Genomic DNA, 16,986 nt, shown 5'->3' on the forward strand with positions numbered 1-16,986 from the left:
GCGTCGGCGCGCGGGGTGCCGGCGAAGTCGCAGACGTTGAGCCGCGCCAGCGGGCCGACGCGATACATCCCGGCCGGGTAGTGCAGCGTTGAACGGCCCCCCTGCGCCTCGCGGATGGCGGCTGGCTTGTAATACGGGAACTTCAGATAGCTCCAAGGCTCCACCGCCTCGCCCAGGATTTCCCGAAAGCGCGCAGGAGGCAGCCCCGCCTCCAGAACCGCGCCGTCGCTGTCGACCACGCGCAGCAGCCCGTCGTAGTGCTCCAGGCCGCCGTCCGGCGTGACGAGGCCCATGTAGAGGCTGGGGAAGTTGCCGTACATCGCCTCTTCATCGCGGAAGTGGTCGAACGAATCTTTGAGCATGTCCAGCGCCAGGCCGACGATGTCGAACGCCTCCGGCAACATGCGGCGAATCTTGCTGCGGTTCTCATCGCTCAACGGCTCGCGCACGCCTCCCGGCACGACCCAGGCCGGATGTACGCTGCGACCGCCCAAGATTTCAATCACTTTCTGTCCAAAGCGGCGCAGGCGGATGCCGTTGCGCGCCACATCTGGATATTTCTCGACCAGCCCCATCAGATTGCGTTTGGCCGGGTCGGAATCCATGCCTAGCAGCAGATCGGGGCCGCTGAGGTGGAAGAAGCTGAGCGCGTGGCTTTGCACGATCTGCGCCCAGTTCATTAGGCGGCGCAGCTTGGCCGCCGTTGGGGGAATGTGGATGCCGAGAATGGCGTCGCCCGCCTTGGCGGAGGCCATCAGGTGACTGACGGGGCAGATGCCGCAGATGCGCGCCGTGATGCCCGGCATCTCCCAAAAGCTGCGCCCTTCACAGAATTTCTCGAAGCCGCGAAATTCCGTCACATGAAAGCGCGCGTCGGCGACCTGGCCATCTTCATCGAGATGGATGGTGATCTTGGCGTGCCCTTCGATGCGCGTGACGGGATCGATCAGGATTGTTTTGCTCATAATCCGCTCCATTAACCGAAGGTTCGCATTTCTGGTTCGAGCACGAGCGGCTCGCCGGCCAGCAACGCACTCACCGCCGCCCAGATGCGGTCAGGGTCGGGAGGGCAGCCCGGCAAAAAGGCGTCCACATGGATCACCTGGTGCAGCGGCAGGACTTTGGGCAGCAAGCGGGGCATGATCTCATCGCCGCCCGTCGGGTGGCGACCCGGCCCCTCGTGATAGACTGCTGTCAACACGTCGTCGACGCCGAGTTTGTTGCGCAGGCTGGGCACATTGCCCGTCACGGCGCAGTCGCCAAAGCTGACGACCAACCGGCTGCGGGCGCGAATTTCCTTCGCCAGCTTCAGGTTGTCGATGTTGGCGACGGCGCCTTCGACCAGCGTCACATCCACATTTTCGGGAAACTCCTTGGCGTCGGCGATAGGGCTGTAGACCAGCTCAATTTTATCGGCGAGGTCGATCAGCTTCTCGTCGAGGTCCAGAAAGCTCATGTGGCAGCCCGAACAGCCTCCGAGCCAGGCGGTGGCGAATCTTACTTTTGGCATAGGTCACTTCCCATTCTCGTAGGACCAGATCTTTTTCTCGCGCCCATCCAGAATCCAGCGCAGGAAGTTGTGCTGCTTTTCCATCTCCGCCACAGTGGCGCCCTTGCTGAAAAGCGCGCCGGTTGGGCAAACCTGAACGCACTTGCCGCAGCTTGTGCAGCTTTGGCTTGTCCCCCAGGGCTGATTGAGATCGGCGATCACGCGGCTGTTGACCCCGCGGCCCATGACGTCCCACACGTGGGCGCCTTCGATCTCGTCGCAGACGCGTACGCAGCGCGTGCAGAGAATGCAGCGGTTATGGTCGATCACGAAGCGTTCATGGCTGGCATCCATCGGCAGGTCGGGATTGAGATATTCATAGCGCACGTGATCCATGCCGATCTGGGCGGCCTCCCACTGAAGTTCACAGTGGCCGTTCATGACGCAGACGGCGCAGACGTGATTGCGTTCTGAAAAAAGCAGCTCCAGGATCATCCTGCGATACTTGACCAGCCGTTCGCTGTGGGTATGAACGACCATGCCCTCCTGCACCTGCGTCACGCACGCCGCCTGCAAGCGACCGGTGCCCTCCATCTCCACCATGCAGAGCCGACAGCCGCCGCGCTCGCTCAATCCATCCAGATGGCAGAGCGTCGGCACCTCGATGCCGCGCTCCTGGAGCACCGACAACAGCGTCTGTCCTTCCTGGGCGCTCACCAGTTCGTCGTTGATGGTTAAAGTTACAACGGACATACAGCTCGTCTCCTTTAGCGCTTATCCAATCTCCGGGTTTAGATGGCCGAAACTCTGAGATTGGAGCTTATGCATGCACCCACTCCGTCACCGGCGTCTTCTCCAGCGTGCAGACGCCCGCCGGGCAACGCCGCTCGCGGATATGCGCCTCGTATTCGTCCAGGAAGTATTGAATGGTGCTCAGCACCGGATTCGGCGCCGACTGACCGAGGCCGCACAGGCTGGTCTCTTTGACCATCACGCACAGCTCTTTGAGCGTCTCCAGGTCTTGCAGGGTTGCGCTGCCATCGGTGATGCGCTCGAGCAGGCGGTGCATCTGCACCGTTCCCACCCGGCAGGGGACGCACTTGCCGCAGCTTTCGTCCATGCAGAATTCCATGAAGAACTTGGCGACGTCCACCATGCACGAGTGTTCATCCATGATGATCAGCCCGCCCGACCCCATGATCGACCCGAGCGCCTTCAGGCTCTCGTAGTCGACCGGCGTATCGAGATATTGGGCAGGGATGCAGCCGCCCGACGGCCCACCCGTCTGAGCAGCCTTGAATGCCAGATCGTTGGGAATGCCGCCGCCGATATCGTAGACGATCTCGCGCAGGGTGATGCCCATCGGCACTTCGATCAAACCTGTGGTGGCGACCTTGCCGGCCAGGGCGAAGATTTTGGTGCCCTTGCTCTTCGCCGTGCCGATCGAGGCGAACCACTCGGCGCCGTTCTGAATGATGGGCGCAATGTTGCCGAAGGTCTCGACGTTGTTGATCAGCGTCGGCTTGCCCCACAGCCCGCTTTGCGCCGGATAAGGGGGACGCGGCGTCGGCTGCCCCCGGCGCCCCATGATCGAGGCCATCAGCGCCGTCTCCTCGCCGCAGACAAAGGCGCCGGCGCCGATGCGCACGTCGATGCGGAAGTTGAAGTTGCTGTCGAGGATGCGGCTGCCGAGCAGGCCGCGGCGCTCCGCCGTGCGGATGGCGCGCTCCAGCCGCTTGGCTGCAATCGGGTATTCGCCGCGCACATAGATGTAGCCCTGGTCGGCGCCGACGGCGTAGCCTGCGATCGCCATGCCCTCCAGCACGCGATGGGGGTCGGACTCCATGAGCGTGCGATCCATATACGCGCCGGGATCGCCTTCATCGCCGTTGGCGATGACATATTTTTTGTCCCCGCGCGCTTTGCGCACCATGTCCCACTTCAGGCCGGTCGGGTAGCCGGCGCCCCCGCGCCCGCGCAGGCCGCTGTTGATAATCTCGCGGCAGACCTCCTCGGGCGTCATCTCGCGCAGGGCGTGAGCCAGTGCGGCGTATCCGCCGCGCGCAACGTAATCCTCGAGCCGTTCAGGGTCGATCAGGCCGCTGTTGGAGAGCACGACCTTTTTCTGTTTGGCAAAAAAGGGCATGTCGCTCGGCAACAGCCGCGTGCGCAAGGGTTCGGGCAACTCTTCAGCGGGGGACGCTGCGCTGCGTGCATGATAAGTGACAAGCTGACGTCCGACTTCAGGAGAGACGTGCTCATAGATGAACTCGCCCTCGTCCTTGACCTGAACGGTCACCATCGGCCCGCGGCTGCACGGCCCCATGCAGCCGGTCGAGACGGCCTGCACTTCGGCGTCCAGCTCCCCCTCTTTGATCGCAGCGTTGATGGCGTCGTAGACGGCCGTAGCGCCCGATGAAAGGCAGGGTGTGCTGGCGCAGCAAAGGATGCGACAGCGAAACGCCTGTTGACGCTGAAGCTCGCGCTGGGCCAGGGCTTCAAGGTCAGATCGGTTCATGGATGCCTCCGTTTGTCACATGCACAGCGTCGCCGTTTGCAGAGGGTGCAGCCTCTGAGCGCTCCGTCAGAAGCAGTTGACGCACGCGCTCGAGCGTGCTTTCCGGCGTCTCGCGCCCCAGCACCTCGCCGTCGAGCACGAGGACAGGCGCCAGGCCGCAGGAGCCAAGGCAGCGCGCCGTGCTCAGGCTGAGGAGACCATCCGCAGTTGTGCCGCCCGGTTCGACATGGAACGCCTGCTGCAGCGCAGCTACGATTTCCGCCGCGCGTTTGACGTAGCAGGCGGTGCCCATGCAGACGATGCAAGTGTGCTTTCCCTGCGGTTTGAGCGTGAAGAAGTGGTAGAAGGTCGCCACGCCATAGACCCAGCTCAGCGGCAGCTTGAGTTGACGCGCCACGTAGATCAGCAGATCGTCGCTCAGGAAACCAAACGTTTCCTGCGCCGTGTGCAGCACCTCGATCAGCGCGTCCTGCTGATAGCTGAACCGCTTGAGCGTGCGGTCAATGAGGTTGAAGCGCGGGTCGCCGCTTGGATGTTCTCTCGCAGCCTGCGGCCTGGCGCGAGGCGGTGGACTGGTTTTGACTGACATACATCCCTCGCATTGCTAAAACGACGCCCAAGAGCGCCGCAGATTGACCGGCTCTGCGCCGGAAAGAGAATTTGTGACAGGAGCTTGTCTATTTCACCAACGTCTGATTCACCAGCATCTGACCCTCATAGGGTACAGGGAAGTGAACGATTTTGCCACAGGCGCAGGGTGAGATATTGTCCTGGACACACGAAGGACGCTTCTCCTGGTCAACTGACCAGGAACGATGCTCGTTATGGGAAGACCATGTTGGCCGCCGCCCAGAAACGCACGCCCAGGCGCTCCACCGGCTGCGTTGCGCCGGCTGCTTCCAGCCGGCGCAACGCAGCCATGACTTCTTCGGATGACCACAGATTGAGCGCCTGGATCAGCTGCGATTCGCTCATGGGATGGCGGGCCACGATGCCGACGATCGCCTCTTCTGGCGAGGCGTAGTCGTGCACATGAACGGAGTTGGTGAAAGGATGGACGACCTGGGCGATCGGCCCCAGGATGGCTTCGGCGCGCAACAGCCCCTCGGCGTCCGCCGGCTCGACCCATGGCTCGGCCGGCGGACGTTCGGGCAACACGATGTGCACCTGGTCCGGCTGAATCTGCGCCAGCGTTTTGGCGAGCGCTCGCAGCGCTTCTTCGTCGTCGTTCATGTGGCGAATCAGCATCACCTCGACCCAAAGCCGTCCTCTGTAGCGCGCCCGGAAGGCGGTCAGCCCCTCGATGAGCCGTTCAAAGGTGGTTTCCGGGTGCGGCCGATGGATGCGCCTGTACAGCTCGGCGGAGCCTGCGCTTACGGTTGGCATGACGACGTCGGCGGGCAGCAGGTCCTCCTGGACGTCGGCGCGATAGAGCAGTGCGCCGTTGGTGATCACCGCAACGGGGATGGCGGTGAGCGCCTTGACGCTGCGGATCAGCCAGCCCAGCCCGACGTGAAGCGTGGGCTCGCCCGAGCCGACGAAGGAGATAAAATCGATGTCGTCGGGATGATGCGCCAGCGCCTCTTTGATTTCCTCCAGGATCGCCTCGCGCGGGACATATTCCCGGCGTTCATTGGTGAGCGGCGTCGAGCGGCCAAGCTGGCAATAGACGCAGTTCCAGTTGCAGGTCTTGAGCGGAATGGGATCGACGCCTAGCGAACGCCCCAGTCGGCGCGACGGGACCGGACCGTAAACGTATTGCATATGCTGTTCTCAGGGACGCTCAATCCTGAGCGCGGATCAACAGCAACGGGCGGTCCGCCTTTTGCAGAATGCCGGCGGCCACGCTGCCGTAAAAGACGCGCGATAGCCCCGTGCGACCGTGGCTGGCCATGGCGATGAGGTCGGCCTGCTCGCGTTCGGCCACATCGAGAATGGTGCTCACAACCGGTCCGGTTTCCACCACCGCCTTCGCCTCGATCCCCTGCCCGCGCAATTCGCCTTCTTTGGCCGCCAGGTAGCTCTTGACTTCTTGCAACACGCGGTCAGCTGCTTCTTTGTCGACGTAAGGGACCATATCGTATGGGGTGACCATGGCCACGATCGGTTCGACCACCTGCAAAAGCACCACTTTGGCGTTATACTTGGTCGCCAACGAGACGACGTGAGGCAGAATCTTTTCGGCGCGAGGCGAACCGTCCAACGGCACGAGAATTGTCCTGTACATAGAGAGCCTCCTCAAGGTTCGTGTTTTTAGGGTTCGTGTTGGTCGACATCCGCAGCGCGGTGCATGCAGAGGTTATGCCGAGCGCCCTGGAAGATGGTCGTGAATATGATGGCGCACTGCGTACGCTGCAGCCTCGGCGCGCGAGGACAGGTCCAGTTTGGAGAGGATCGAGCTGACATAATTTCTGACCGTCTTTTCGCTGAGATAGATTCTTTCCGCAATTTCGCGATTGGTCAGCCCTTCGGTGATAAGCGCAAGGATGTTCAGCTCCTGCTCCGTCAGCGTGGCGAAGTATTCGTCTTCGGCGCGGCGCGCGCTTTCGCGCACGCGCTGAAAGACTTTCTGCGTGATGGCGGGGTCGAGCATCGATTCGCCGCGGCTCACGGTCTCCAGGGCGCGCACCAGGTCGTCGCTGCCGATCTGCTTGAGCACATAGCCGCTGGCGCCGGCGGCGATGGCGTCGAAAAGCACGTCGTCGTCCGCATGGGAGGTGAGCATGATGACTTTGGTCTCCGGGCGCGCGGCGATGATCTCGCGCGTCGCTTCGATGCCATTCTTGCCGGGCAGGCGAATGTCCATCACGACGACGTCGGGCTGCAGGCGCAGCGTCTGCTCCAGCGCCTCCTGGGCATCGCGCGCCTCGCCGATCACTTCAAAATGCGGATATCGGGAGAGCAGGGCTTTCAGTCCAAGGCGGACGATTTCATGATCGTCGACGAGCAAGATTCGGACATGCATAGGCTGTTGTTCGGTAAAGGATGACGGACGCCATGATGGATGATGATGATGGATGTTGGTCTCCACTGCCCGTTGTTGACAACGACGCTCGATGCCGTTTTCATTATAACATAGCGTCGACAAGGGCGGAGTTCCATAGAGAACGAATCAAAGGCAACGGTTGCATACATGATCAATCAAATCGACACGCGTTCCCTTCGCTGGCTTGGGGTGCTGGTTCCACTGACTTCATGGATTTTGTGGGCGATCGTGCGCACGTGGATCTGGGATCATCCCGTCTCGTGGCTGGCCACCTTGATCGAGCTGGCGATCATCGCCGTCGGCGCCACCCTCTTCGCCAACTGGGTGGCCGTGAATCTGGAGCGCCGCGAAGCGGAAATTCGTCGGCGCAGCGAGCATCTGGAGGCGCTGCGTCAGGCCAGTCTGGCGTTGACGACGGAGCTGGAGATTGGCAAGGTGTTGCAGCAGGTGGTCGATCAGAGCCGCAAGCTGGTCAACGCGCGCTACGGCGCGCTCGCCGTTTTGGGGCCGGACGGGCGCACGGTCGAACAGTTTTACACCTCCGGCCTCACTCCCGAATTTCATAGCCGACTGCCAAACCTTCCGAGCGGCGCCGGCGTGCTCGGCGTGATGAGCAAAGAAGGCCGTCCGATTCGATTGGCGGACATTCTGGCCGATCCGCGTTCCGTCGGCTTTCCGGAGGGGCACCCGCCGATGCGCACGCTGGTCGGCGTCCCGATCAGCTCGAAAGGCAAGGTGTACGGCAATCTTTACCTGGCCGACAAACGCATCTCGCTGCCCTCGGGCGGCGAGATCGACGGCGAATTCAGCGCCGAAGATCAGGAGCTGCTGTCCATGTTTGCGGTGCAGGCGGCGATCGCCGTGGAGAACGCTCAACTGTACCGTGAGAACCAGCAGATCGCCGTGCTGCGCGAGCGGGAGCGCATCGGCATGGACCTGCACGACGGCGTCATCCAGTCGATCTACGCCATCGGCCTGTTGCTCGATGACGCGCGCCACCGCATCGACACTTCGCCGGAGCAAACGCGCGAGGTGATCGGCGCCGCCATCAACGGTCTGAACGAGGTGATCGCCGACATCCGCAGCTACATTCAACATCTGCGCCCACAGCGCTTCCGCGGGCGCGACATCCGTCAGGGCTTGGAGGCGCTGGCGCAGGAGCTGCGCAATGACACGGCGCTCTCCGTCTCCGTGGAAATCGACGAGAGAGCCGCCAATGTCTGCACCGCCCGACAGGCCGATGAATTTCTTCATGTGGCCCAGGAGGCGCTGGCGAACGTGCGCAAACACGCCTCCGCCCGTCATGTGACGATTCAGTTCGGTTTTTACGAAGGGCTGCTGCAGTTGTGCATCGAGGATGACGGCGCCGGCATGGATCCCGATGCGGCGCGCCGCGCCCAAGGCAACGGTCTGCGCAATATGCGCGCGCGCGCCCGCGGGCTGCACGGCGAGTTCCGGTTGGAGAGCGCGCCCGGCGCCGGCGCTCGCCTCTCGGTCACTGCGCCCATCGAAAAGCGCGAAGGATGATCGACGCCGACGTGCGAGGCGCGCCGGCGTCGTTTGGACTTGTCGGCGATAGGGTGGAGACGTCGGCCTCGCAATGAACAACATCTGTCACCGCGTCAAGGTGACACCTGCCCCTGGTTTTTTTCGGTGGAGAATTCCATACTCTGACAGGAGAACGAGCATTTTGAGCGCCAGAGCACGCCTGGCCTTGCAATTTTCCGTGGCAATGCGCGCAACGGTGAAAGGGGTTTTGTGCCGTCGCCAGCCATCCTCACCGAACAACTCACCCGCACAGTCGGCGCCAAAACCATTGTAGACCGGGTCAATCTCTCGGTCTCGGCGGGCGTTATTTTCGGTTTGCTAGGGCCGATGGGCGCGGGAAAGACAACGTTGATCCGCCTGCTGCTTGGCCTTATCGAACCTGCGTACGGCGCGGCGTGGGTGCTGGGCTACAACGTGCGCACCAACGCGCACTCGATCCGGGCGCGTACAGGCGTGGTGTTGCAGTCGCCGGGCCTTTACGAGAATCTGACGGCGTTCGAGAATCTCGATCTCTTTGGGCGCATCTGGCATCTTCCTGCATTGGAACGCAACGAGCGCATTCGAGCCTTGTTGCGCCATCATGGTCTGTGGGAAAGGCGCAACGAACGCGTCGCCGACTGGAGCCCCGGCATGAAGCACAAGCTCGCCATTCTGCGCGCACTGATGCATCGCCCCAAACTGTTGATGCTCGACGAACCGACTGGAGGGCTTGACGCCGTGGACCGGGAGCTTCTGCGGGCGGACTTGACCTCTCTGGCGCGCCAGGAAGGGGTGACCGTGTTGATCGCAACGCATGATCCGACGGAAGCGGCGCTGTGCGACGAGATTGCGATCATGCATCGGGGGCGCATCGTCGCCGCTGGAACACCGGATGCGATCGCGCGCATGCCGGTGGCGAGGCGTCGGGTGGTGATCGCCGGACGAGGTTTCACGCCGGAGCTGGTCGAGCTGGTGCAAAGCCGTCAAGACGTGACGCACGCTGCAATCGACGAACAAAACCGATTGGTTATCGAAGTTTCAGGCCAGGCCGCCTGCGCCGCCGTCGTGAATCTGCTGGTGGAGTCGGGCGCAGATGTGGACTCCGTCATGCGCTGCGATGACAACCTGGCGGCGGTCTATCGAGCGTTTGTGGAGGATGGACATGAGGCCAGACCTGTTGCGAGATAGCTGGGTGATTTTCGTCAAAGAGTGGCGAGAGTGGGGCGCTGCACGCGCGGTGTGGCCGGCGCTGGTTGCGCCGATCCTGGCGGGGGGCGCCGTCGCTCCGCATCTGCTGGGGCGCTTCGAGCGCGGCCCTCTCATGGTGGGCGTCCTGCTGGCCGGGTTGCCGCTCGTGCTCTCGGCCATCATGATCGCCGAATCGCTGGCGGGCGAGCGCGAACGGCGGACGCTGGAAACGTTGCTGGCTTCGCGTCTTTCGGAGCGGGCCATCTTGCTCGGGAAGATGAGCGCCGCCGTTTTGCTCGGCTGGATGCTTCTGCTGGCGGCGGCGGCGCCTGTGATCCTCCAGCAATGGCTTGCGCCCGCCGCTGGCTTTGAACAGCTCAATCCGGCGACCCTGGCATGGGGGCTGCTGGTTGTGGGCGCGCCTTGCGTCGTTCTGGCCGTGACGATAGGCGCATTGATAGCGCTCTACACCCCTGGCGCGCGCTTCGCCCTCTTTTTGACCACCGTGTTCGGCGGAGTGTTGGTGCTCATCGCCTTTGCGATGGTCTTCTGGCAACCGGACGGCTCCGATGAACTGCTGGTCAATTCCTTGACCATGGTCGGCCTTGCGGTTCTGACGCTCGATGTCACTTTGACCGCTCTGCTGTTGATTGCGGTGCGCCGTGAACGAATGATCATGACAAGTGGATAAGCAGGAAGGAGAAGCGTGAACCATGACAACCGAAACGAAAACTGCATGTCCGTTTTGTGGAATCCTCGCCGGCGTGGAGCCAGGAGTGATCGTCGCCCGCGATGAGGAGAAACAGTTCGCCCTGATCAAGAGCATCCATCCCGAAAGCGTCGTGCACTGGCTGGCCGTTCCTTTTGAGCATACGGAGAGCACCGAGCTGTATGAACGTCAAAACGCCGGGCGTTTTATCGACCTGTTTGAATGGGCTGTGATGCAGGCGAAACGGCTGGCGGTCGAGGAGCCGCACCTTGAAAAAGGATTCACCCTCAAGACGCATTTTGGCTCGTTCGAGACCATTCCGCACCCTAAGATTCATATCCTGGCCGTTGAATAATGCTTCTTGTGAGACAAACCGCTGCGCAGCGATAGGCCGATTTGGCGCACCCTGGCCGTCAAACGTATCATCAGCCTATGGCTGCGCATGTTCGCGTCTTCGTTATCTTCACCGCCGCCTATTTCCTTTCTTATTTTTATCGTTCCGCCAATGCGGTGATTGCGCCCGATCTGGCGCAGGAGCTTGCTCTGGATGCATCGCAGCTGGGCTTGATGACCGGCCTCTTTTTTGCGGCGTTTGCAGCGGTTCAGTTGCCGTTAGGAGTTGGGCTGGATCGATTGGGGCCGCGCTGGGTCACCTCGGCGTTAATGCTGGTCGGCGCAGCGGGCAGCTTGCTTTTCGCCTCTGCGCATAGCCTGGCTGCGCTTGCGCTCGGGCGGGCGCTGATCGGGGTGGGCATGGCGGGCGTCTTGATGGGCGCGCTGAAAGCATTCAGCCAGTGGTATTCGCCCCTTCGTTATCCGGCGCTCTCTGGGTTGCTGGTGGGCCTCGGTTCGGCGGGCGCACTGGCCGCGGCCACGCCGCTGGCTTGGTTAAACGAAACGGTGGGATGGCGCGCCGTCTTTGGCGTCGGCGCAGGAGCAGTCGCCGGTGTGGCCGCCGCCATTGCGCTGGGAACGCGCAACGCGCCGCCCGGCGTCCCTTGGCCCGGACAATCCGTCGATCTGCGGGCGCTGCAAACGGTGTTCGGCGATCTTCGTTTCTGGCGGATAGCGTTGTTGGTCTTTTTCACCAATGGGACGTTGCTGGCGTTTCAGGGGTTGTGGGCCGGGCCCTATCTCAACGACGTGTATGCAGCCGATGCGCTCACCCGCGGCAATGTCTTGCTGTGGCTCAGCGCAGGCGTCACGGTCGGTTTTCTGCTTTCCGGTTGGCTGAGCACACGGTTGGGCTTGGCGAACCTGGTGACTTTGGGCGCTGCGCTTTTCATTGCGACACAGGTTGCGCTGGCGTTGCATCCGCCGCCGGCGGTGATGGCGCCAGTGGGCGCGCTCTTTGGGCTGAGCGGCGGCCTCACAATCATGTTATTGGTGCAGCCGCGCTACGTGTTCCCTATCGCCGTCACGGGGCAGGCCACGACCGCCGTCAACCTTTTCGCCATCGGCGGCGCGGCGTTGGTGCAATGGTGGATGGGGCTGATCATCGGCCTCTTTCCCGGCGTCGACGCCCGCTATCCGCCCGAGGCCTACAGCGCAGCGCTGATGGCGATGGCCACCGGCACCGCCGCCATGCTCATGTTCTACTGGCCGATGCGCAGGAGCGCAGCATGACCGTCCCCGCCCTTTCCCCGGCGCCGCCGTCGTTGCGGCGCTATATCCACCTTTCGATCGCCGCAGCGATTTTGACCATCTCTCTGAAAGGGCTGGCGTACTATGTGACGGGCTCGGTCGGTCTGTTGTCCGATGCGCTGGAGTCGCTGGTGAACCTGGCGGCGGCGTTGTTGGCGCTTCTACTGCTCACCATCGCCGAGCGCCCGCCCGATGAAGAGCACGCCTATGGCCACAGCAAGGCGGAGTATTTTTCGAGCGCGGCCGAAGGCGCGCTCATTTTGCTGGCCGCCTACAGCATCATTGCAACCGCCATTCAGCGCATTCTGGAGCCCCAGCCGCTGGAAAACATCGGCGTCGGTCTGGTCATCTCGGTGATTGCTTCGGCGATCAACTTCGGCGTGGCGCGCGTGCTGATGCAGGCGGGGCGCCGCCACAACTCGATCACGTTGGAGGCGGACGCCCAACATCTGATGACCGACGTGTGGACCTCGGCGGGCGTGGTCATTGGCGTGATCGCAGTGGCGTTGACCGGTTGGCTGATCCTCGACCCGTTGATTGCGCTGGCGGTGGCCGCCAACATCATCTGGTCGGGCGTGCAGTTGATGCGTCGTTCTGCGTTGGGCTTGCTCGATTCGGCGATTCCCCAGGAGGAGCGGCGGCAAGTGGCGGAGATTCTCGACCGATACGCTCCGCAGGGAGTGCAGTATCACTCGCTGCGCACGCGTCAGGCGGGGCAACGCCGCTTCATTTCTGTGCATGTGTTGGTGCCGGGCAAATGGACGGTGCAGCGAGGCCACAATCTTCTTGAAGAGATCGAGCGCGACGTCCGCAACGCGCTGCCCGGCCCCACGACGATCCTCACACACCTGGAGCCGGTCGAAGACCCCGTTTCGATGGAGGACATCGAGATCGATCGCTGATCGGGCGCAGTTCTGGCCTGGATCGATGAACGATCCCTACAACCTTTTGACACCCCCGCAGGCGCGGCGCGTAGCCGCGTTCCTTCTGTCTCCTGTTCTCCAGAGCTGGCGAGGAGAGGCGGCTGGAAAGCCGCCCTCTACGATCTGTCTCTCGATGTCGCCTCTTCGAGCACGGCGCCGTCGGGGATGCGCAACGGCTCGCCCTCCGGCGCTTCGATGACGACCCTGCCTGCGACCGTCACGTTGGCGCCAAAGGTGACATCTCCGCGCACGGTCAGGCTGATGCAGCGGCGCAGCGAGGGCGCGCCGGCCGGGAAGCGCGCCTTCATGGCTTCATAGAGCAGGTAGTAGCGGTCATCGAGCGTCGCCACAGGCGGCGTCCCGTTGCATTCCGGCGCCAGCGAAAGCGTGTAATCTTCGTTGAGATGATACGCGTCCGACATCAGCACGAGCAGGTCGCTGTTTTTCTTCACCGGCGCGAAGCGGCTGCGCGGGACGCAGATCGCCTGCGCGCCCTCAAAAACGCCGATCGCAGAGCCCATCGCCGTCTCCAACTGATAGACCCGCGGGGTCGTCGGGTCGGTCGGATCGATCGGCTTTTCATTGCGAATCAACGGCAAGCCCAAGACGCCATGGCGACGCTCCAATGTCTCCGCCAGCGCGCGCAGGTTGATCCACAGGTTATTGGTGTTGAAGTAGCGATAGAGGTGAATATCCTGAAACTCAGCCTCCTCTTCGGGCGGACATTGCGCCGACTCGCGCAGGATCAGGCGGCCATCGCTGCTGCGCGCCAGGTGTCCGCCTTTGCGGTCGGCGGGCGTGCGCTGCGCCACCTCCATGAGGAACGGAATGCGATTGTGGGCGAAGTGACCCAGGATGGCGAGATCGAGCACTGCGCCCAGGTTGTCGACGTTGGAGACAAAGGCGTACTCGTAGCCCGCATCGAGCAAGGTGGAGAGCATGCCGCTGTCCATCAGGGCGGGATAAATGTCTCCGTGTCCAGGAGGGCACCACTCTTTTTCCGGGTCGGCGGGCCACTCTGCAGGCGACAGCGTTTCCTTCCAGACCTTTGGCTCCATATGTTGCATAAAGTCGAGCGGAACGCCCTGGATTTTGAGTTCAGGATAGGCCTCCAACGCCCGCAGGGTTGCGTCGCGTGTGTGAAAGCTGTTCATGAGCACCAGCGGGATCGAGACGTCGAAGCGCTTGCGCAGCGCCAGCACCTGACGCACGATGATGTCGAGGAAGGTGAGTTCGCCCTTGACCGGCAGCAAGGATTTGGGGCCGTCGATGCCCATGCTGGTGCCAAGCCCGCCATTGAGCTTCAGCACAAAGGCGCGCCGCAGCGCCTCTTCGCCTGCGCGCTGCAGCGATGCATCGAGTTCGTGGTAGGAGGGCAACGCTTCCACAGGTTGCGCTTCCTGGCGAGAGATATACCCGGTGGCGCCCTGCACGAGCTGCTCGTAATAAAAGCGAAAATTGTCGATGAATGTCTGGGAAAGTCCTGCGCTGCGCATCTTGCGCTCGAAGGCGGCGAAGGCAGACGCCGTTGTCTGATGGGTCGTCATGATCGCTTTGTTCCGATGGTTGTTTTGATTGGAGTGATGAATTGTCTTGAAGCAATGGCTTTTGATATATAGATGCAGCTTGCACGCTCAACCTTCACGCTCAACCTTGTTGTGTGCGGTTGTGATTTCACCATCCCACCGCACAGCCGTCCTTGCGCGGGTCGCTGCCGGCGATGAGGACGCCGGTCTCCGGGTTGCGCAGAATGATCTGCCCGCCGCCGAACAGCGAACGCGCAAAGCCGGTCACCGGCGCCAGATGATGGCCGCGCTGCGCCAGCTCGGCCAGGACGCCGAACTCCCACCCCTCCTCCACGTGCACTAGGCCGCCCGCTTCTGCTGCGCCCAATCCGGCTTCAGGCCCGGCCAGCGCCCAGCGCGGCATGTCGAGCGCCTGTTGCGGCGTCATGTGCAGATCGACCAGATGGATGACCATTTGCAGGTGGCCCTGCGGCTGCATATAGCCGCCCATCACGCCGAAACAGGCGTGAAGCGCGCCGGCGAACGGCCCTTCGCGATAAAGCGTCATCGCCGGGATGATCGTTTGATACGGACGTTTGTTCGGAGCCAGCGCATTCGGATGCGCCGGATCGAGCTGAAAGAGATTGGCGCGGTTTTGCAGGCTGACGCCGGTCCCCGGCACCACCAGGCCGCTGCCCGTCCCCATGTAGAGGCTATTGATAAAGCTGCATGCGTTGCCCTCGCCGTCCACCACGCTCAGGTAGACCGTGTCCGAGCCGGCCAGCGGCGTTCCGAAGGGGACATGCTGTGCAGCGCGCTGAGGGTCGATCCGCCGACGGCGCTGCGCGGCGTACTCCTTGCTCACCAGCCTGTCGAGCGGAATGGGATGCACGCGCGGGTCGCACACCCACTGCTGCGCATCGGCGAAGGCGAGCCGCATGGCTTCGATGCAGACATGCAGGCGGTCGGCGGGCGTCATGCGGGCAAGGTCATAGCCTTCGACCAGGTTGAGGGCGAGGATGGCGGCCAGTCCCTGGCCGTTGGGTGGACACTCATAGAGCCGCACCTCCCGATAGTCGGCCCAGATTGGTTCGTCCCAGGTGGATGTATGCGCAGCCATGTCGGCCGGCGTGATCCATCCGCCGTAGCGCTGGACGTGTTGGCTGAGTTTGTGGGCGAATTCCCCTTCATAGATGTAGCGTTTGCCTTCGGCGGCGACGCCGCGCAACGTTTCCGCCAGCGTGGGGATGCGCATGATCTCGCCCGGGCGCGGCGCACGGCCATCGATGAGCAGCTCGAAGCCGCTCGGTTGGGGTGGGCCGTTGTCAAGGTCGCCGCTTTGCCAGTCTGGGTCGCGGCGCAGCTTTTTCTCCTGTGTGCGCCAGGCGAGCGCGATCAGCTCGGACACCGGATAGCCGTGCTCGGCGGTCCAGATGGCGGGCTGGAGCACCTCGGCCAGGGACATGCGCCCGTGTCGCTCGAGCAGGTCAGACCAGCCGGCCACGGCGCCGGGGATGCTGACCGTGTGACCGGTGTAGGTTGGCATTTTCGTATAGCCGAGTTTGATGATTGCTTCGATGGAGGCGCCGGCGGGCGCGCGTCCGGAGCCGTTGAGGGCCGTCACTGCGCCGGTGCGGGCGTCGTAATAGAGCGCGAAGCAGTCGCCGCCGACGCCGGTGGAGATCGGCTCGACGACATTGAGCATGGCTGCAGTGGCGACGGCGGCGTCTGCGGCGTTGCCGCCGGCCTGCAGGATGGACAGACCGGCCTGTGCGGCGAGCGGCTGGCTGGTGGCGACCATGCCGCGCGTCGCCATCACGTTGCTGCGTCGAGAGCGAAAGGTTGGGTCGATCTTCATAGCGGCGCCCCCATGTCGCGGTTGCCGGCGCCTGCGCGTCGGGCGGCGCGGGCCGCCTCTTCTTTGTTGCGGTCGCGAATCACATAGACCAGAAAGACGATGTAAACCGGGATCGCCAGCAACGCCACCCATCGCCCTGTGGCGCCTGCTCCCAACGCGCCGAGAAACGCGCCGATGGCGAGCAGCGCCCACACCAACGAGTGGAAATAGCGCAGCACAATGTGCTCGCTCAGGCTGCGCGAGGTCAGTCGTCTCGGGCCGGGTTTGGGCCAGAAGAAATAGTAGCCCACGGCGATCGCCAGACAGAGAAGACCCCAGAAAATCAGTGGCACGCCTAGCAGTGTTTCAGTCCACATTCTCCTATCTGTCCCTTTGCGTCACCGCCGCAGTTGCGCTCGCATATAGGCAACAGCGTTCTCTCTTTGCAACATCAGTGAACATGAAATCACATCCTCACTGAAACGAGAAATCACTCATTCTAGAAAAGTTTGCTTTTCTTTCTTGTTGCTATTCTGGCGAAATGCGTTTTTTAGTTGTTTCGTTGATTCGAGAATGGTTTACTCTTATAATTTCTTTAAGATTTTGTAGGGTTCTATTTCTTGAAAAGGAGAAGAACATGAGACGCTCTCTACTTGCTCT

General features: G+C 62.5%; 17 protein-coding genes. 6 read left to right on the forward strand and 11 right to left on the reverse strand.

Annotated features, from left to right (window positions below; translation table 11 throughout):
- From Q0367_RS06275 to Q0367_RS06310, 8 genes are all read right to left on the reverse strand, one after another.
- Nucleotides 1-965: Ni/Fe hydrogenase subunit alpha (locus Q0367_RS06275; protein ID WP_298981260.1), on the reverse strand; the 965-nt coding region annotated here is incomplete at its 3' end.
- A gap of 11 nt (nucleotides 966-976) precedes the next feature.
- Nucleotides 977-1,510: an NADP oxidoreductase gene (locus Q0367_RS06280; RefSeq protein ID WP_297634709.1), complete on the reverse strand. Its 534-nt coding sequence runs from the start codon at nucleotides 1,508-1,510 to the stop codon at nucleotides 977-979.
- A 3-nt stretch (nucleotides 1,511-1,513) separates the two neighbouring features.
- Entirely contained in the window at nucleotides 1,514-2,242 is a 729-nt protein-coding gene (hoxU, locus tag Q0367_RS06285; RefSeq protein ID WP_298981261.1) for a bidirectional hydrogenase complex protein HoxU, read from the reverse strand.
- A gap of 67 nt (nucleotides 2,243-2,309) precedes the next feature.
- Entirely contained in the window at nucleotides 2,310-4,007 is a 1,698-nt protein-coding gene (locus Q0367_RS06290; protein WP_297634703.1) for a NuoF family protein, read from the reverse strand.
- Nucleotides 3,994-4,596 (reverse strand): bidirectional hydrogenase complex protein HoxE, encoded by a 603-nt coding sequence (gene hoxE / locus Q0367_RS06295; RefSeq protein WP_298981262.1) that lies wholly within the window; start codon nucleotides 4,594-4,596, stop codon nucleotides 3,994-3,996. The genes Q0367_RS06290 and hoxE overlap by 14 nt, the downstream gene beginning before the upstream one ends.
- A 233-nt stretch (nucleotides 4,597-4,829) precedes the next feature.
- Nucleotides 4,830-5,771 carry a radical SAM protein gene (locus Q0367_RS06300; RefSeq protein WP_298981263.1) on the reverse strand — a complete coding sequence of 314 codons (942 nt, stop codon included), beginning with the start codon at nucleotides 5,769-5,771 and terminating at the stop codon, nucleotides 4,830-4,832.
- A 19-nt stretch (nucleotides 5,772-5,790) separates the two neighbouring features.
- On the reverse strand, nucleotides 5,791-6,234 hold the full coding sequence (locus tag Q0367_RS06305) for a universal stress protein (RefSeq protein WP_297634686.1): 444 nt from the start codon (nucleotides 6,232-6,234) through the stop codon (nucleotides 5,791-5,793).
- Nucleotides 6,235-6,306: 72 nt separating this feature from the next.
- Nucleotides 6,307-6,972 carry a response regulator transcription factor gene (locus Q0367_RS06310; RefSeq protein WP_297634683.1) on the reverse strand — a complete coding sequence of 222 codons (666 nt, stop codon included), beginning with the start codon at nucleotides 6,970-6,972 and terminating at the stop codon, nucleotides 6,307-6,309.
- A gap of 168 nt (nucleotides 6,973-7,140) precedes the next feature.
- Here Q0367_RS06310 and Q0367_RS06315 point away from each other — a divergent pair, with 168 nt between their 5' ends.
- The 6 genes from Q0367_RS06315 to Q0367_RS06340 all read left to right on the forward strand — a co-directional run bounded on the left by Q0367_RS06315 (nucleotide 7,141) and on the right by Q0367_RS06340 (nucleotide 12,963).
- Complete coding sequence (locus Q0367_RS06315) at nucleotides 7,141-8,520, forward strand: GAF domain-containing sensor histidine kinase (RefSeq protein ID WP_298981264.1); 1,380 nt, start codon at nucleotides 7,141-7,143, stop codon at nucleotides 8,518-8,520.
- 231 nt (nucleotides 8,521-8,751) lie between these two features.
- Nucleotides 8,752-9,708, forward strand: coding sequence for an ABC transporter ATP-binding protein (locus tag Q0367_RS06320; RefSeq protein WP_297634669.1), 957 nt, complete (start codon nucleotides 8,752-8,754; stop codon nucleotides 9,706-9,708).
- Complete coding sequence (locus tag Q0367_RS06325; RefSeq protein ID WP_297634666.1) at nucleotides 9,683-10,399, forward strand: hypothetical protein; 717 nt, start codon at nucleotides 9,683-9,685, stop codon at nucleotides 10,397-10,399. Before Q0367_RS06320 ends, Q0367_RS06325 begins: the two co-directional genes overlap by 26 nt.
- A 22-nt stretch (nucleotides 10,400-10,421) precedes the next feature.
- A complete protein-coding gene (locus tag Q0367_RS06330) occupies nucleotides 10,422-10,772 on the forward strand; it encodes a hypothetical protein (RefSeq protein ID WP_297634662.1) in 351 nt (116 codons plus the stop codon).
- 77 nt (nucleotides 10,773-10,849) lie between these two features.
- Entirely contained in the window at nucleotides 10,850-12,043 is a 1,194-nt protein-coding gene (locus tag Q0367_RS06335; protein ID WP_298981265.1) for a nitrate/nitrite transporter, read from the forward strand.
- A complete protein-coding gene (locus tag Q0367_RS06340; protein ID WP_297634653.1) occupies nucleotides 12,040-12,963 on the forward strand; it encodes a cation diffusion facilitator family transporter in 924 nt (307 codons plus the stop codon). The genes Q0367_RS06335 and Q0367_RS06340 overlap by 4 nt, the downstream gene beginning before the upstream one ends.
- Nucleotides 12,964-13,100: 137 nt before the next feature.
- On the opposite strand, the gene Q0367_RS06345 is transcribed toward Q0367_RS06340, so the two are convergent.
- The 3 genes from Q0367_RS06345 to Q0367_RS06355 form a co-directional block, all read right to left on the reverse strand.
- Nucleotides 13,101-14,531 (reverse strand): UTP--glucose-1-phosphate uridylyltransferase, encoded by a 1,431-nt coding sequence (locus tag Q0367_RS06345; protein WP_297634651.1) that lies wholly within the window; start codon nucleotides 14,529-14,531, stop codon nucleotides 13,101-13,103.
- 127 nt (nucleotides 14,532-14,658) lie between these two features.
- Complete coding sequence (locus Q0367_RS06350; RefSeq protein WP_297634646.1) at nucleotides 14,659-16,347, reverse strand: gamma-glutamyltransferase family protein; 1,689 nt, start codon at nucleotides 16,345-16,347, stop codon at nucleotides 14,659-14,661.
- On the reverse strand, nucleotides 16,344-16,703 hold the full coding sequence (locus Q0367_RS06355; protein WP_297634636.1) for a hypothetical protein: 360 nt from the start codon (nucleotides 16,701-16,703) through the stop codon (nucleotides 16,344-16,346). The genes Q0367_RS06350 and Q0367_RS06355 overlap by 4 nt, the downstream gene beginning before the upstream one ends.
- Nucleotides 16,704-16,986 lie beyond the last annotated feature (283 nt).

It is taken from the genome of uncultured Caldilinea sp., assembly GCF_937128415.1.
Taxonomy (GTDB): domain Bacteria; phylum Chloroflexota; class Anaerolineae; order Caldilineales; family Caldilineaceae; genus Caldilinea.

Excerpts from the sequence above, each read along its gene's own strand:
- Q0367_RS06340 (WP_297634653.1), top strand. The coding sequence starts at position 12,040 with ATGACCGTCCCCGCCCTTTCCCCGGCGCCGCCGTCGTTGCGGCGCTAT.
- hoxE (WP_298981262.1), bottom strand. The coding sequence starts at position 4,596 with ATGTCAGTCAAAACCAGTCCACCGCCTCGCGCCAGGCCGCAGGCTGCG.
- Q0367_RS06300 (WP_298981263.1), bottom strand. The coding sequence starts at position 5,771 with ATGCAATACGTTTACGGTCCGGTCCCGTCGCGCCGACTGGGGCGTTCG.
- Q0367_RS06290 (WP_297634703.1), bottom strand. The coding sequence starts at position 4,007 with ATGAACCGATCTGACCTTGAAGCCCTGGCCCAGCGCGAGCTTCAGCGT.
- Q0367_RS06350 (WP_297634646.1), bottom strand. The coding sequence starts at position 16,347 with ATGAAGATCGACCCAACCTTTCGCTCTCGACGCAGCAACGTGATGGCG.
- Q0367_RS06335 (WP_298981265.1), top strand. The coding sequence starts at position 10,850 with ATGGCTGCGCATGTTCGCGTCTTCGTTATCTTCACCGCCGCCTATTTC.
- Q0367_RS06305 (WP_297634686.1), bottom strand. The coding sequence starts at position 6,234 with ATGTACAGGACAATTCTCGTGCCGTTGGACGGTTCGCCTCGCGCCGAA.
- Q0367_RS06330 (WP_297634662.1), top strand. The coding sequence starts at position 10,422 with ATGACAACCGAAACGAAAACTGCATGTCCGTTTTGTGGAATCCTCGCC.
- Q0367_RS06310 (WP_297634683.1), bottom strand. The coding sequence starts at position 6,972 with ATGCATGTCCGAATCTTGCTCGTCGACGATCATGAAATCGTCCGCCTT.
- Q0367_RS06280 (WP_297634709.1), bottom strand. The coding sequence starts at position 1,510 with ATGCCAAAAGTAAGATTCGCCACCGCCTGGCTCGGAGGCTGTTCGGGC.
- hoxU (WP_298981261.1), bottom strand. The coding sequence starts at position 2,242 with ATGTCCGTTGTAACTTTAACCATCAACGACGAACTGGTGAGCGCCCAG.
- Q0367_RS06315 (WP_298981264.1), top strand. The coding sequence starts at position 7,141 with ATGATCAATCAAATCGACACGCGTTCCCTTCGCTGGCTTGGGGTGCTG.
- Q0367_RS06345 (WP_297634651.1), bottom strand. The coding sequence starts at position 14,531 with ATGACGACCCATCAGACAACGGCGTCTGCCTTCGCCGCCTTCGAGCGC.
- Q0367_RS06355 (WP_297634636.1), bottom strand. The coding sequence starts at position 16,703 with ATGTGGACTGAAACACTGCTAGGCGTGCCACTGATTTTCTGGGGTCTT.
- Q0367_RS06325 (WP_297634666.1), top strand. The coding sequence starts at position 9,683 with ATGAGGCCAGACCTGTTGCGAGATAGCTGGGTGATTTTCGTCAAAGAG.